At 68.9% G+C, this 13,201-nt stretch carries 14 protein-coding genes; 9 read left to right on the forward strand and 5 right to left on the reverse strand.

Annotated features, from left to right (window positions below; all coding sequences use genetic code 11):
• Nucleotides 1–70: 70 nt before the first annotated feature.
• Both RZE77_RS19410 and msrA read right to left on the reverse strand, forming a co-directional pair.
• Nucleotides 71–469 carry a hypothetical protein gene (locus tag RZE77_RS19410; protein ID WP_319438844.1) on the reverse strand — a complete coding sequence of 133 codons (399 nt, stop codon included), beginning with the start codon at nt 467–469 and terminating at the stop codon, nt 71–73.
• A gap of 26 nt (nt 470–495) precedes the next feature.
• Nucleotides 496–1,047, reverse strand: a complete 552-nt coding sequence (gene msrA, locus RZE77_RS19415) for a peptide-methionine (S)-S-oxide reductase MsrA (protein WP_319438845.1) — start codon at nt 1,045–1,047, stop codon at nt 496–498.
• A gap of 100 nt (nt 1,048–1,147) precedes the next feature.
• Here msrA and RZE77_RS19420 point away from each other — a divergent pair, with 100 nt between their 5' ends.
• From RZE77_RS19420 to RZE77_RS19435, 4 genes are all read left to right on the forward strand, one after another.
• Nucleotides 1,148–1,825: a TetR/AcrR family transcriptional regulator gene (locus RZE77_RS19420; protein ID WP_319427056.1), complete on the forward strand. Its 678-nt coding sequence runs from the start codon at nt 1,148–1,150 to the stop codon at nt 1,823–1,825.
• A 90-nt stretch (nt 1,826–1,915) separates the two neighbouring features.
• Nucleotides 1,916–2,593: a protein-L-isoaspartate O-methyltransferase family protein gene (locus RZE77_RS19425; protein WP_319438846.1), complete on the forward strand. Its 678-nt coding sequence runs from the start codon at nt 1,916–1,918 to the stop codon at nt 2,591–2,593.
• 13 nt (nt 2,594–2,606) lie between these two features.
• On the forward strand, nt 2,607–2,945 hold the full coding sequence (locus tag RZE77_RS19430) for a rhodanese-like domain-containing protein (RefSeq protein WP_319438847.1): 339 nt from the start codon (nt 2,607–2,609) through the stop codon (nt 2,943–2,945).
• Between the two features lie 21 nt (nt 2,946–2,966).
• Nucleotides 2,967–4,505: a TolC family outer membrane protein gene (locus RZE77_RS19435; protein WP_319438848.1), complete on the forward strand. Its 1,539-nt coding sequence runs from the start codon at nt 2,967–2,969 to the stop codon at nt 4,503–4,505.
• Nucleotides 4,506–4,514: 9 nt separating this feature from the next.
• On the opposite strand, the gene RZE77_RS19440 is transcribed toward RZE77_RS19435, so the two are convergent.
• The gene (locus RZE77_RS19440; protein WP_319438849.1) at nt 4,515–5,891 is read right to left on the reverse strand and encodes a 3-deoxy-D-manno-octulosonic acid transferase; all 1,377 of its coding nucleotides are present in this window, start codon (nt 5,889–5,891) and stop codon (nt 4,515–4,517) included.
• 5 nt (nt 5,892–5,896) lie between these two features.
• Nucleotides 5,897–7,279 (reverse strand): phosphomannomutase/phosphoglucomutase, encoded by a 1,383-nt coding sequence (locus tag RZE77_RS19445; RefSeq protein ID WP_319438850.1) that lies wholly within the window; start codon nt 7,277–7,279, stop codon nt 5,897–5,899.
• Nucleotides 7,280–7,391: 112 nt separating this feature from the next.
• Here RZE77_RS19445 and RZE77_RS19450 point away from each other — a divergent pair, with 112 nt between their 5' ends.
• Genes RZE77_RS19450 through RZE77_RS19460 form a run of 3 tightly spaced genes read left to right on the forward strand, consistent with a single transcriptional unit; the run spans nt 7,392 to nt 10,500 of the window.
• Nucleotides 7,392–8,996 (forward strand): DNA-3-methyladenine glycosylase 2 family protein, encoded by a 1,605-nt coding sequence (locus RZE77_RS19450; RefSeq protein WP_319438851.1) that lies wholly within the window; start codon nt 7,392–7,394, stop codon nt 8,994–8,996.
• A gap of 6 nt (nt 8,997–9,002) precedes the next feature.
• A complete protein-coding gene (locus RZE77_RS19455) occupies nt 9,003–9,497 on the forward strand; it encodes a methylated-DNA--[protein]-cysteine S-methyltransferase (RefSeq protein WP_319427063.1) in 495 nt (164 codons plus the stop codon).
• Nucleotides 9,498–9,528: 31 nt separating this feature from the next.
• Nucleotides 9,529–10,500 carry a DMT family transporter gene (locus tag RZE77_RS19460; protein ID WP_319438852.1) on the forward strand — a complete coding sequence of 324 codons (972 nt, stop codon included), beginning with the start codon at nt 9,529–9,531 and terminating at the stop codon, nt 10,498–10,500.
• Here the strand turns inward: RZE77_RS19460 and RZE77_RS19465 are convergent.
• The gene (locus RZE77_RS19465) at nt 10,475–11,128 is read right to left on the reverse strand and encodes a DUF1345 domain-containing protein (protein ID WP_319438853.1); all 654 of its coding nucleotides are present in this window, start codon (nt 11,126–11,128) and stop codon (nt 10,475–10,477) included. The two genes, RZE77_RS19460 and RZE77_RS19465, sit on opposite strands and share 26 nt — an antisense overlap.
• 218 nt (nt 11,129–11,346) lie before the next feature.
• Between RZE77_RS19465 and RZE77_RS19470 the strand changes: the two genes are divergently transcribed.
• Nucleotides 11,347–12,186 (forward strand): hypothetical protein, encoded by an 840-nt coding sequence (locus tag RZE77_RS19470; protein ID WP_319438854.1) that lies wholly within the window; start codon nt 11,347–11,349, stop codon nt 12,184–12,186.
• Nucleotides 12,187–12,284: 98 nt separating this feature from the next.
• Entirely contained in the window at nt 12,285–13,172 is an 888-nt protein-coding gene (locus RZE77_RS19475; protein ID WP_319438855.1) for a phosphate/phosphite/phosphonate ABC transporter substrate-binding protein, read from the forward strand.
• Nucleotides 13,173–13,201 lie beyond the last annotated feature (29 nt).

Here is a 13,201-nt window from a genome sequence, read left to right on the forward strand (position 1 = left end):
ACTCGTTGAACCAAGGGGCGATCGCCGCCATCCGCAAAGGCGCGGATGCAGCAACCGGAACACAGGGGGATCAGCGAGTGGAAGGCGGGCCGCGCGCGTCGAACAGCGCAACCCAGCGGGCGATGGCCTCGCCCTGCAGATAGGCGAAGGTGGCCGAGGGCAGCAGCACCGGCAGCACCACCATCGGCACGCCGGGTGCGCCCGAACCATGCGAGAGCTGGTCGTAGAGCCGGCATTCGGCGTCGGAGTGGTGGCCGAACAGGTCGCCGATGCCGTGGGCCGCATGCTCGTGCGCGCCCTCCGGCTGCGCCGCCAGCGCAGCCGCGTGGGCCTGCGCGAGGCCGGGCACGTGCAGCGTCCGGTGGATCAGCCCCAGCGTTCCCGCGAACCACAGCGCGACCACCAGCGCGACGGCGATCGCGCGGGTCGAGAGGATCGACCGGTTCGGGGCGGGGCTGGCGATGTGCACGGAAACAGGGCCTGGAAAGGGAACGATCAGGCCTTGACGCGCGACGCGAAGGTTTTCTGGAATTTCTCGACCTTGGGCCCGACCACGAAGGCGCAGTAGCCCTGGTTCGGGTTGTTCAGGAAGTAGTCCTGGTGGTAAGCCTCGGCCGCCGAATAGTTGGCGAGCGGCGCCACCTCGGTGACGATGGGAGAGCCGTAGGTCTTGCTTGCCTCGATCTCGCGGATGACCTCCTCGGCCACCTGCTTTTGCGCATCGCTCGTGAAATAGATGCCGCTGCGGTACTGCGTGCCCACGTCGTTGCCCTGGCGGTTCAGGCTCGTGGGGTCGTGCACCACGAAGAAGATCTCGAGAATCTCGCGCAGGCTGATGGCCGCGGGGTCGAATTCCACCTTCACCACCTCCGCATACCCGGTGCGGCCGGTGCAGACCTGCTCGTAGCTCGGGTTGACGGTCTGGCCGTTGCAGTAGCCCGATTCGACGTCCACCACGCCCTGCACCCGGTCGAACACGGCCTCGGTGCACCAGAAGCAGCCTCCGCCGAGCACGATGGTTTCAGTGGGCGACGATGAAGAGGACATGGCTGCTCCGGCAGGTGGGAAAAAAGCGAACCCGATATTGTCGCGGCTTGACGGGCCGGATGCTGGTCACTACATTACTAACCCGCGAGTCATTAAAATCATGCCCACCCCCCGATTCTTTGCCGACAAGATCTGCCCGGTGCGCGCCAAGCGCGAGCGCCGCAAGGAGGCGCGTCCGGGCGAACTGCTGGCGGCGGCGCTCGACCTGTTCGTCGAAAAAGGCTTTGCCGCCACCCGCGCCGAAGAAGTGGCGGCGCGCGCGGGCGTCTCCAAGGGCACGCTCTTTCTTTACTTCCCGAGCAAGGAAGAGCTCTTCAAGGCCGTGGTGGTCGAGAACCTCGGGGGCCGGTTTGCCGAGTGGAACGACGAGTTCGAGGCCTTCGAGGGCACCACAGCCGACATGCTGCGCTACTGCATGCGCGTCTGGTGGGAGCGCGTGGGCATGACCAAGGCCTCGGGCCTGACCAAGCTCATGATGAGCGAAGGCACCAATTTTCCCGATCTGGCCGAGTTCTACCGCAAGGAGGTGGTGCGCCCGGGCCACACGCTGCTGCGGCGCATCCTGCAGCGCGGCATCGACCGCGGCGAGTTCGCGCCGGTCGACATCGACCACGCCATCTACGCGGTGGTGGCGCCCATGGTCTTCCTGATGCTCTGGAAGCACTCGGCCATGGTCTGCGTCGACGCGGAAACCTCGCTCGACCCTGAAAAATACCTCGCCACGCAGGCCGAGACCGTGCTTTACGGCCTCACCCGGCAGCCCGGAGCCGCCGCATGACGCGCAAATGCATCGCCGGCCAGCCGCGGGCCCGCGCCGCGCAACCTAAAATTGAAGGTTTGTCCTGAGCCCCACAAGGAAAAGCCTCCCATGAACCCCACCCCCTCCCTCGAGCGCCTGCGCTTCAACATGATCGAACAGCAGATCCGGCCCTGGGATGTGCTCGATCTGGAAATCCTCGACCTGCTGGCCGCCATCCGGCGCGAAGACTACGTGCCGCCCGCCCACCGCGCGCTGGCCTTCTTCGACATGGAACTCCCCCTGGGCGACAGCTCCGTTCCCGGCCAGGTGATGCTCTCGCCCAAGGTCGAGGCGCGCATGCTGCAGGACCTGCATGTGCAAAAGCACGAATCGGTGCTCGAGATCGGCACCGGGTCGGGCTTCATGGCGGCCCTGCTCGCCCATCGCGCGGCCCAGGTGCTGTCGCTCGAGATCGATCCCGCGCTGGCCGCCCGCGCCGCCGAAACGCTGCGCCAGAACGGCGTGGCCAATGTCGAGGTGCGCAATGCCGACGGTGCCGTGCCGCTGCCGAGCGGCCCGAGCTTCGACGTGATCGTGCTCAGCGGCTCGGTGGCGCGCATTCCGCAGAACCTGCTCGGCTCGCTCAAGGTGGGCGGCCGCCTTGCCGCCGTCGTGGGCGAGGAGCCGATGATGCGCGCCCACTTCGTCACCCGCAGCAGCGAAAGCAAGTGGGACACCATCCAGCCCTGGGACACCGTGGCGCCGCGGTTGCTCAACTTCCCCGAGCCCTCGCGCTTCTCGTTCTGAACGGGTTCACCGAATGATCGATCAAGTCCGCCCCGCCGATCTTGTCGCCTGGTTTGCGCAGCACCCCGAGGCGGCGCCCGTGCTGCTCGACGTGCGCGAACCCTGGGAGCTGCAGACGGCCAGCGTTGCGCCGCAGGGCTTCACGCTCGTGGCCATCCCGATGAACGAGATTCCGGCGCGTCTTGCCGAACTCGACGAGGGCCAGCGCATCGCATGCCTGTGCCACCACGGTGCGCGCAGCCAGCGCGTGGCGGCCTTCCTGAGCCAGAACGGCTTTGCCGAGCTGGCCAACGTGGCCGGCGGCATCGACGCCTGGTCCGCACAGCACGATCCCTCCGTGCCGCGCTACTGATTCTTTCTTCAAGGACGTTCAATGCCTTTCAGGCCCAGGCTTTTGCCTCTTTCCGCAGCGCTCGCAAGTCTCTTTGCCACCCTGCTCGCGCTGCCGGCCCAAGGCCAGACACTGAACGAACTCTACGAATCCGCACGCGGCTTCGACGCCACCTACCAGGGCGCGCGGGCCCAGTACGACGCGAGCGTGGCGCGCGCCGCGCAGGCCAAGGCCGGCATTCTTCCGGCCGTGGGGCTCACGGCCGGCGCCACGCGCAACAACCTGGACATCGACACGCTCACCGGTGCCGGCCGCGGAACCACCACGCCGCGCGACTTCACCACGCAGAACATCGGCATCAACGCCACGCAGCCGCTGTACCGGCCCGCCAACTGGGCCACCTACGAGCAGGGCAAGCGCCAGGCCGAGATCGCCCAGTCGGTGCTGACCATTGCCGAGCAGGACCTGATCGTGCGCGTGAGCCAGGCCTACTTCGACGTGCTCGCAAGCCAGGACAGCCTGACGCTGGTGCGCGCGCAGAAGGTGGCGGTGGCCGAGCAGCTCGCGTCGGCCAAGCGCAACTTCGAGGTCGGCACCTCCACCATCACCGACACGCGCGAGGCCCAGGCCCGCTACGACCTCGTCATTGCGCAGGAGATTGCCGCCGAGAACGACCTGCAGGTCAAGAAGGTGGTGCTCGACCAGCTGGTCGGCCGCCCGGGCAGCGTGCCGGTGCCGCTGGCGCAGCCGGTGGTGCTGCCGACCGCCACGCCGGCCAACATCGAAGCCTGGGTGGCGCAGGCCGAGGAAGCGCACCCGGCCATCCGCCAGGCGCAGCTCGGGCTCGACGTGGCCGGGCTCGAAATCCGCAAGGCCGAAGCCGGCCACAAGCCCACGCTCGACGCCAACCTGGGCTACAACATCACGCGCAACCCGCAGGGCACCAGCACCAGCACCGTGGGCACGCGCATCGATGCCGCCTCGGTCGGCGTGGTGTTCAACCTGCCGCTTTTCGCGGGCTTTGCCACCGAGAACCGCATCAAGGAAACGCTCGCGCTCGAGGACCAGTCGCGCAGCGTGCTCGACGGCACCCGCCGCAGCGTCGCGCAGGCCACGCGCGCGGCCTACCTCGGGCTGGTCTCGGGTGCAGGCCAGGTCAAGGCGCTCGAGGCGGCCGAGGCATCGAGCCAGAGCGCGCTCGACGCCAACCGGCTCGGCTACCAGGTGGGCGTGCGCATCAACATCGACGTGCTCAATTCGCAGAGCCAGCTCTACCAGACCAAGCGCGATCTCGCGCAGGCGCGCTACAACGTGCTGCTGGGCAACCTGAAGCTGCGCCAGGCCAACGGCACGCTGACGGTCGAGGACATGAACGCGATCAACGCGACGCTGGCGAAGAACGGCAGCACGGCGGCATCGCCTGCGCCCGGCGAACGGCCGCAGGCCGCGCCTTCGGTTCCCGTGACACCGCCGCCCATTCCCGTGGTGCCGCCGGTGCCGGTGCAGCCGTTCAACCCGCCGGCACCGACGATGCCTTCGGCACCGCCGCCGCCGGTCATCCTGAACCCTCCGGTACGCTAGGGTTCCCGGCTACTCGAGCGTGGGTTCCGCCCGCGAATCCTCGAGCGGCGCGGCTTCGGTCGCCACCGGGTCGGCAGCCTGCGCAATCGCCAGCACCGCCGCTGCGGTGCGTTCGGCGGCGCCGCGGTTCGATGACGAGAAAGCCAGCGCGGCCTCGGCCATGGCGGCGCGCCGCTCGGGGTTCTCGACCAGCTTGAGCGCCGCAGTGACCGCCTGCTCCATGTTCTCCACGCGCAGCGAGGCACCGGCCGCCAGCGAGAGCTGCGCCGCTTCGGCAAAGTTGAAGGTCGAGGGGCCCATGACCACCGGGCAGCCGCAGGCGGCCGGCTCGATCAGGTTCTGCCCGCCCAGCGGTTCGAAGCTCCCGCCGAGCAGTGCGACGTCGGCCAGGCCGTAGTACAGCGCCATTTCGCCGAGCGAATCGCCCAGCCAGATCTCGGCGTCCGACGGCTCGCCCGCGGCGCTGCGGCGCGCCACGGCAAAGCCTTCGGCTTCGATCAGCGCGGCCACCTCGTCGAAACGCTGCGGATGGCGCGGCACGATCATCCACTGCACGTCGTGCACACGCTTGGCGATGGAGCGGATGGCGCCCTGCTCGGGCGGCACCGGCGCCGTGGCGCCGAAGCGCCTGAGCACGTCGAGCAGCATGCGCTCCTCGCCGTCGCGCGAACTCGCGAGCACCACCATCGGCTTGGGCAGCCGCTCGCGCAGCGTCCCGGCCGCGGCCAGCTGGCGCGCATCGGGCGAGGCGTCGAACTTGAGGTTGCCGTAGATGCCGGCCACCTTGGCGCCCAGCGACACCAGCCGGTGCGCGTCGGCCTCGGTCTGCGCCCACACGGCGGCCAGCGCCGAGTACGCGGGCCGCGCGAGCCAGCCGAGGCGTTCGGCCGCGGCCAGCGATTTTTCGTTGAGCCGCGCATTGGCCAGCACCAGCGGGATGCGGCGCTCGGCGCAGGCGGCGGCCATCTCGGGCCAGACCTCGGTTTCCATCAGCACGCCGATGCGCGGCTGGAAACGGTCGAGAAAGCGCTGCACCGCGCTGGGCATGTCCCAGGGCTGCCAGACCTGCGTGTCGCCGGGTTCGAGCAGCTTGGCGCCCTCCTCGCGGCCGGTGGCGGTGCCGTGCGTGAGCAGGATCGGTATGCCCGGGTACTGCCTGCGCAGCTCCGCGATCAGGATGGCGGCGGCACGCGTTTCGCCGAGCGAGACCGCATGCACCCAGCACTGGCCCTCGCCGGTGGTTGCATCGTCGTAGTAGCCGAAGCGCTCCTCCACGGCCACGCCGTAGCCGGGCTCGGCCTGCGCCCTGCGCCGCAGCTTGCGGCGAACCAGCGGTTGCACGGCGGTGGTGAAGGCGCCGTAGAGGCGCAGCAGCAGCGAACGCACGGTGCTCAGTGCGACGCTTCGGCCAGCGTCGCGTCGGCCTTGACGGTTTTGAGGAGCGCGAGCATCTCGGCCTCAATGCGCTTGAGCGCCGCATCGGTCTGGCCCTCGAAGCGCAGCACCAGCACCGGCGTGGTGTTGGAAGCGCGAATGAGCCCAAAGCCATCGGGCCAGTCGACGCGCAGGCCGTCGATGGTCGAGACCACCGCGGGTGCCGCGAAGCTCGCGCCTGCGACGAGCTTGTCGACCACCGCGTGCGGTTCGCCCTCGGCGCACTTCACGTTGAGCTCGGGTGTCGAGAAGCTCGTGGGCAGCGCGTTGAGCGTGTCGCTCGCATTGGGCGTCTTGCTCAGGATCTCGAGCAGGCGGCAGCCCGCGTAGGTGCCATCGTCGAAGCCGAACCAGCGCTCCTTGAAGAAGATGTGGCCGCTCATCTCGCCGCCCAGCGGCGAATCGATTTCCTTCATCTTGGCCTTGATGAGCGAATGGCCGGTCTTGAAGATCATCGGCTTGCCGCCCGCGGCTTCGATGGCCGGCGCCAGGCGCTGCGAGCACTTCACGTCGTACACGATGGTGCCGCCCGGCACGCGCGAGAGCACGTCCTGCGCAAAGAGCTGCATCTGGCGGTCGGGGAAGATGTTCTGGCCGTCTTTCGTGACGATGCCCAGCCGGTCGCCGTCGCCGTCGAAGGCCAGGCCCAGTTCGGCGTCGCCCGAGGCCAACGCGGCCATCAGGTCCCTGAGGTTCTCGGGCTTGCTCGGATCGGGGTGGTGGTTGGGAAAGTCGCCGTCGACCTCGCTGAACAGCTCGGTCACTTCGCAGCCGATGGCACGGAAGATGGCCGGCGCCGAGGCGCCCGCAATGCCGTTGCCGGAATCGACCACGATCTTCAGCGGACGGGCCAGCTGGATGTCGCCGACGATGCGCTTCGTGTAGGCGTCGGTCACGTCGACCTTGCGCACGCTGCCGCCGGGGGCGAGCCTGGCGGTGCCTTCTTCCATCACCCTGCGCAGGCCCTGGATCTCGTCGCCGTAGATGGCGCGCCCGGCCAGCACCATCTTGAAGCCGTTGTAGTCCTTGGGATTGTGGCTGCCCGTGACCTGGATGCCGCTCGTGCACAGCGTGTGGGCCGCAAAGTAGAGCATCGGCGTGGTCACCGCACCCACGTCGATCACCTCGATGCCGGTGGCCACCAGGCCGCTGATCAGTGCTTCGGCGAGCGCGGGCCCCGAGAGGCGGCCATCGCGGCCCACGGCCACGGTCTTTTCACCGGCGGCGCGGGCAGCGCTGCCGAAGGCCCGGCCGAGCGCTTCCGCGACCTCGGCATCGAGCGTGACGGGCACCACGCCTCGGATGTCATAGGCCTTGAAAATCGACGCACTGAGTTGCATGAAGAGGCATTCCCTGTAGGTTCTGGAGAACGGGCCATTGTAGGCAAGCGCCTGGGTGCCCACATGTCCGAAAACGGCCAGTTGAAACGAGTCGAAACCGTATCATTTGCCCATGCCTACCTCACACGCATCCACCGAAGCACTCGAGAGCGACGCCTGCTACCTGGCGATGAAGACGCACGATGCGCGCTTCGACGGCTCGTTCTTCACCGCGGTGACCTCCACCGGCATCTACTGCCGGCCGGTCTGCCGCGTGAAGCTGCCGCGGCGCGAGAACTGCCGCTTCTTCCGCCACGCGGCGCAAGCCGAGGCCGAGGGCTTTCGCCCCTGCCTGCGCTGCCGGCCCGAACTCGCGCCGCGGGCGGCGAGCTGGTCGACCGAAGATGCCTCGCGCATCCTCGCGCTGCAGGCCGCGCGGCTCATCGACGAGCCCGATGCGTGGTCCGAGGACGGCCCGGGCGCCGCGCAGATTGCCGCACGGCTCGGCGTGAGCGACCGCCACCTGCGGCGCATCTTCGAGGCGCAGTTCGGCGTCTCGCCGCTGCAATACCTGCAGACGCGCCGCCTGCTGGCCGCCAAGCAGCTGATCGCCGACACGCGCCTGCCGATGACGCAGGTGGCGCTGGCCAGCGGCTTTGCGAGCGTGCGCCGCTTCAACGCCGCGTTCCTGGAGCACTACGGCCTCAACCCGAGCGCGCTGCGGCGTGCCGGCGGTGCCGAGGGCGGCGAGGGAAAGGCCATCGAGGTGCGGCTGGGTTTTCGGCCGCCCTACGACGTGGGCGCGATGCTCGGCTTCTTCGCGCGGCGCGCGCTGCGCGGCGTCGAACTGGCCACCACGGCCGACGGCAAGGAGCCCGCCAAGGGCAGCACGCCGGTCTTCGTTCGCCTGGCCCGCACGCTGCGGGTGCAGCAGGGCGGACAGGTGCACGCCGGCTGGCTGCAGCTGCGCTTCGACATGGAGCGGGAGCAGATGCTGCTCTCGGTCAGCGACTCGCTCGCCGCGGTGCTGCCGATCGTGATCAGCCGCGCACGCGCCATGCTCGACCTCGATGCCGAGCCGATGGCCATCAACGCCGCGCTGCACGAGGCCTTTCCGCACGGCGACGGCTTGCGCGTGCCCGGCACGGTCGATGGCTTCGAGCTCGCGGTACGCGCGGTGCTGGGCCAGCAGGTCACCGTGGCCGCGGCACGCACGCTGGGCTCGCGGCTGGTGGAGGCTTTCGGTGAGCCCATCGCCACGCCGATCGAAGGCCTGAATCGCCTGTTTCCGACGCCCGCGGCACTGGCGGCCGCGAGCGGCGATGCACTCGGCAAACTCGGCATCGTGCGGCAGCGGCAGGCCGCGCTGCAGGCCATCGCGCGCGAGGTCGCCAGCGGCAAGCTCGCGCTGCATGCGGGCGCCGACGTGCCTTCGACCATCGCCGCGCTGCAGGAGCTGCCCGGCATCGGCTCCTGGACCGCGCAGTACATCGCGATGCGCGCGCTGCGCTGGCCCGACGCCTTTCCCGCAGGCGACGTGGCACTGCAGAAGGCGCTGGGCGTGAGCACCGAGCGCGCGGCCAGCCAGGCGTCGCAGGCCTGGCGGCCCTGGCGCAGCTATGCGGTGCTGCGCGCCTGGCATGCGCCGACGCCCTCCTCTCCCGCTGCCGCCGCGGCAAATCCCTTGGCGGCGGCAGAGCCTTTCAACAACCTCACTACGGCAGGCGTCTCCGCCTGAAATGCCATGAAGTTCAAGAGCAAAGTCATCTACACCTCGCACATCGACACGCCGCTCGGCGGCATCACGATGGCGGCCACCGACGAAGGCCTGGCGGGCGTCTGGTTCGACCAGCAGCGCCACTGGCCCGACACCACGGGCTGGCAGACCAAGGACGACCATCCCGCGCTGGTCGAGGCCGGCGCCCAGTTGCGCGACTACTTCGCGGGCAGGCGCGACACCTTCGACGTGAAGCTGGACCTCTCGCACGGCACCGCGTTCCAGCAGAGCGTGTGGCAGGCGCTGCTCGCCATTCCGGCGGGCAAGACCATGACCTACGGCGCGCTGAGCGCGAACGTGGGCAACCCGGCCGCGGTGCGCGCGGTGGGCGCGGCCGTCGGGCGCAACCCGATCAGCGTGATCGTGCCCTGCCACCGCGTGCTGGGTGCCGACGGCTCGCTGACCGGTTACGCTGGCGGGCTCCACCGCAAGACCGCGCTGCTGGAACTCGAAGCGAAATAGAGAGAGCCCGCCCCAGGGCTGCGAAGACCTTATGAGCACGACAACAAACGACAACAGCACCACCGTCCTCCCCTCGCCCAAGTCCAAGCCCTGGCTCATCGACCTGGTGCTGCTCGGCGCGCTCTGGGGAGCGTCCTTTCTTTTCATGCGCATCGGCGCGGCCGAGTTCGGCGCCTTGCCGGCGGCTGCGGTGCGCGTGGCGGTGGCCACGCTGTTCCTGCTGCCGCTCCTGTTCATGCGCGGCCACGGCGCGGCCCTGGCACAGAACTGGAAGGCATCGATGGCCATCGGCGTGCTGAATTCGGGCATTCCGTTCGCGCTGTTCTGCTTTGCGCTCTTGACCATCAACAGCGGCCTGGCCGCGGTGATCAATGCCACGGTGCCGATGTTCGGCGCGCTGGTGGCATGGGCCTGGTTTCGCGACCGGCCCGATGGCTCGCGCATCGTGGGCCTGGTCATCGGCTTCGCGGGCGTCGCCATGCTGGCGAGCCGCAGCGCGGGCCTGCACGCCAATGCCGACGACAGTGCCGCGCTGTGGGCCGTGCTGGCCTGCCTCGGCGCCTGCGCCAGCTACGGCGTGGCGGCCAGCGCCACGCGGCGCTACCTGAGCGGCGTGCCCGCACTGGCCACCGCCACCGGCAGCCAGATCGGCGCCACGCTGTTCCTCGCGCTTCCGGCGCTGTGGTTCTGGCCCGCGCAGATGCCGAGCCTGCGCGCGTGGCTGGCGTTGCTGGCCCTGGGCATCGCATGCACCGGCCTCGCGTACATCCTGTTCTTCCGCCTCATCGCCAATGCGGGACCGGCGCGCGCGCTCACGGTGACTTTCCTGGTGCCGGTGTTCGCGGTGTTCTACGGCGCCGTGTTCCTGGGCGAGAACATCACGCAATGGATGCTGATCTGCGCGGCCGTGATCGTCTGCGGCGTGGCGCTGTCCACCGGCATCGTGAAGCTGTGGCCGCGCGCGGGCGGCACGGCCGCTACATCGCCCCCGCGACCACGTTGACCGACAGCGCGAGCACCAGCATGTTGAAGGCGAAGGCGAGCACGCTGTGCACCAGCGTGATGCGCCGCATCTCGCGCGAGGTGGCCTGCACGTCGGACACCTGCGTGGTCATGCCGACCACGTAGGCGTAGTACAGAAAATCGAAATAGTCGGGCTCTTCCTTGCCCGGAAAATCCAGCCCGCCGTCGGGCGAGCCGTCGCGCTGGTCGATGTAGTAGCGGTGCGCATAGTGAAAGGCGTAGATCGTGTGCATCATGAGCCACGAGCCCACCAGCGCCACCAGCCCCAGCGCGATGTGGCCCGCGCGCGCCGGCCCGCTCATCAGCTTGACCTGCTGCAGCAGCATCGCGATGGCCACCACGCTCGCGCAAATGGCCACCAGCATCGACACCAGGATCAGCACGTTGGGCTGGTCCAGCGACTGGGCGCGCTCGCGGGTGCGCTGCGCATCGAAGGTGTCGGCCAGCCACCACGTGAGCACCTGGTAGACCGCGACCGCAGCGCACCAGCCCGCGAGCCCGCGCGCCACGGCATCGAGCGGCCAGGAGGTGGCCGCGACGAAGGCGCCCGCCACGGCGCCGTAGAAAAGACGCTGGGGGCCGGTGGTTGCAGAAAGATGTTTGCGCATGGCCGAAGCTTAGCTTTAGTACTTTGTCACGCGCGCCTGCGCTTGCGTCGCCGCCGTCCTACACGCACAGCGGCAATCGGCGCATGGGCGCTGCGCGGCGGAGCTATTAACTTGGCGGTCATCAACAGGGAGCAACCGCCCGGAAGACTGGCGCGCACACAAATTGCGTGTCGATCCCGAGGCGTATTTTTTTGTCTTCTCCTCTTAAGGATCTCTCCATGCTGTTGCTCCGCACCTGCCCGCTTGCCAGTCCCGCAAGGTTGACGAAGCTGGGCGCATTGGCCAGCGCCGGATTTCTCTTCGCGCCCGCACTGGCCTGGGCCGAGCCGTCGCCCGCGCTGGACCGTTTCAGCTTCTCGGTGGGGGCCTTCAGCGCCGATCCCAAATTCAACGCCTCGGTCAGTTCGCCGTATGGCGCGCTGCGCACGCGCGACCTCGAGCCCGGCCGCGTGACCATGCCGCGCGTCACGGCCGACCTGCTGATCGGCGACAGCCATGGCCTCTCGTTCGACTACTACCGCTACAAGCGCGACTACTTCGGCCAGGCCGCGGGCAGCGATTCCTTCGGCGGCTTCGGCAGCGTGACCGCGCTGGGCAATGCCAGCCTCAACGTCAAGCTCGACTTCGCGAAGCTCTCGTACAAGTGGTGGCTCGGATCGGGCAACACGGTGTTCGGCCTGGGCGCCGGCGCCGCCTACTACCGCATCGACGTGGGCGCGAACGCCAACGTCGCGGTGAACGGCCGGATCGGCACGCTGAACGAAGACTCGAGCGACGATGCCATCGCGCCGCTGCTGGAGGTCGGCGTGCGGCATGCCATCAGTCCGGACCTGCGACTGTTTGCCGACCTCTCCGGCGTGCGCAAGGGCGGCGGCCGCTTCCACGGCAACATCTACAACGCCAGCGCCGGCGTGGAGTGGTTCCCGGTGAAGAACGTCGGCGTGGTGCTGGCCTATGGCGTCACCAACATCGACCTGGCGCGCGAGAGCAGCACGGCGGAGACCCGCGTCAAGGTCAAGCTGCACGGGCCTTCGGCCTTCGTCAAGGCGCGGTTCTGAGGCCCGCTCGGCGCGGCTGCCATGCCATGGGCAGGCGGCTGCGTGCATAGGTGCTTGCGATCATCGGCGGCCGGGCGGCGGCCACCTATGATCTTTTGATGTACATCCCAGCCCCCATCCGCTCCGGCCAACTCGACGGGAGCGCCGCCAGCGCACGCCGCACCCGCCGTCCGAACCCGCTTCGCCTTGCCGCCCCGGCATCGGCGTTGCTGCTGGCAGCAGGCGCGCCGGCGCACGCGCTGGTCATCGGCGTGACCGAGGGCGTGAGCTACCAGGCCGCCGAAAGCCAGATCGCGCCCCGCTTCGAGCCCATTGCCGAGGCGCTGAGCAAGGCGCTGAAGCAGCCCGTGACCATCAAGGTGCTGATCTCCTACACCAGCGCGCGCGAAGCCTTGAAGGAGCAGCAGGTCGACCTGGCCTTCATTCATCCGGCCCACGTGGCGCTCGAAGCCATCAAGGGCGGCCGCTACCAGGCGCTGGCCTGGACCAGCGGCTTTACCGCCTACAAGGTGTCGCTGCTGTGCAAGGAGCCGCAGCCCATCTCCGACTGGAAGAGCATCGCGGGCAAGGGCCTGGTCATGCCCGACGCGGATTCGATCACCGCGGTGATCACGCGCGCGATGCTGCGCGAACAGGGCCTGCAGCCCACCGCGCTCAAGCTCACCAACACGCGCTACCAAGACGCTGTGCCCTTCTACGTGCAGAACGGCTTTGCCGCCTACGGCGCCACGGCGGCATCGGGCGTGGTCAAGAGCTGGAAGGATGGCGGCGGCAATGTGTGTGCGCAATCGCGCGCGGTGCCCATCAAGCAATGGCTGGTGTCGCGCAAGCTCGATGCCGCCACGGCCGGCGCAGCGCGCGACACCCTGCTCGGCCTCGCGCAAAGCGATGCCGGCAAGCGCGCTCTCGCCACATCGACCTACACTGGCTTTGTCGCACCCTCGGCCGAGGTCGAGACGGCCCTGATGAGCTGGCTGGGCATCTGACCCCCTGCGGGCGCGGCGTTCCAACTCCG

Source organism: Variovorax sp. SPNA7, from assembly GCF_033807855.1.
GTDB classification, from domain to species: domain Bacteria; phylum Pseudomonadota; class Gammaproteobacteria; order Burkholderiales; family Burkholderiaceae_C; genus Variovorax; species Variovorax beijingensis.

Bases quoted from the DNA above. Each gene is read 5' to 3' on its own strand.
- msrA (WP_319438845.1), bottom strand. From the start codon at position 1,047: ATGTCCTCTTCATCGTCGCCCACTGAAACCATCGTGCTCGGCGGAGGC.
- RZE77_RS19420 (WP_319427056.1), top strand. From the start codon at position 1,148: ATGCCCACCCCCCGATTCTTTGCCGACAAGATCTGCCCGGTGCGCGCC.
- RZE77_RS19425 (WP_319438846.1), top strand. From the start codon at position 1,916: ATGAACCCCACCCCCTCCCTCGAGCGCCTGCGCTTCAACATGATCGAA.
- RZE77_RS19430 (WP_319438847.1), top strand. From the start codon at position 2,607: ATGATCGATCAAGTCCGCCCCGCCGATCTTGTCGCCTGGTTTGCGCAG.
- RZE77_RS19435 (WP_319438848.1), top strand. From the start codon at position 2,967: ATGCCTTTCAGGCCCAGGCTTTTGCCTCTTTCCGCAGCGCTCGCAAGT.
- RZE77_RS19445 (WP_319438850.1), bottom strand. From the start codon at position 7,279: ATGCAACTCAGTGCGTCGATTTTCAAGGCCTATGACATCCGAGGCGTG.
- RZE77_RS19450 (WP_319438851.1), top strand. From the start codon at position 7,392: ATGCCTACCTCACACGCATCCACCGAAGCACTCGAGAGCGACGCCTGC.
- RZE77_RS19455 (WP_319427063.1), top strand. From the start codon at position 9,003: ATGAAGTTCAAGAGCAAAGTCATCTACACCTCGCACATCGACACGCCG.
- RZE77_RS19460 (WP_319438852.1), top strand. From the start codon at position 9,529: ATGAGCACGACAACAAACGACAACAGCACCACCGTCCTCCCCTCGCCC.
- RZE77_RS19465 (WP_319438853.1), bottom strand. From the start codon at position 11,128: ATGCGCAAACATCTTTCTGCAACCACCGGCCCCCAGCGTCTTTTCTAC.
- RZE77_RS19470 (WP_319438854.1), top strand. From the start codon at position 11,347: ATGCTGTTGCTCCGCACCTGCCCGCTTGCCAGTCCCGCAAGGTTGACG.
- RZE77_RS19475 (WP_319438855.1), top strand. From the start codon at position 12,285: ATGTACATCCCAGCCCCCATCCGCTCCGGCCAACTCGACGGGAGCGCC.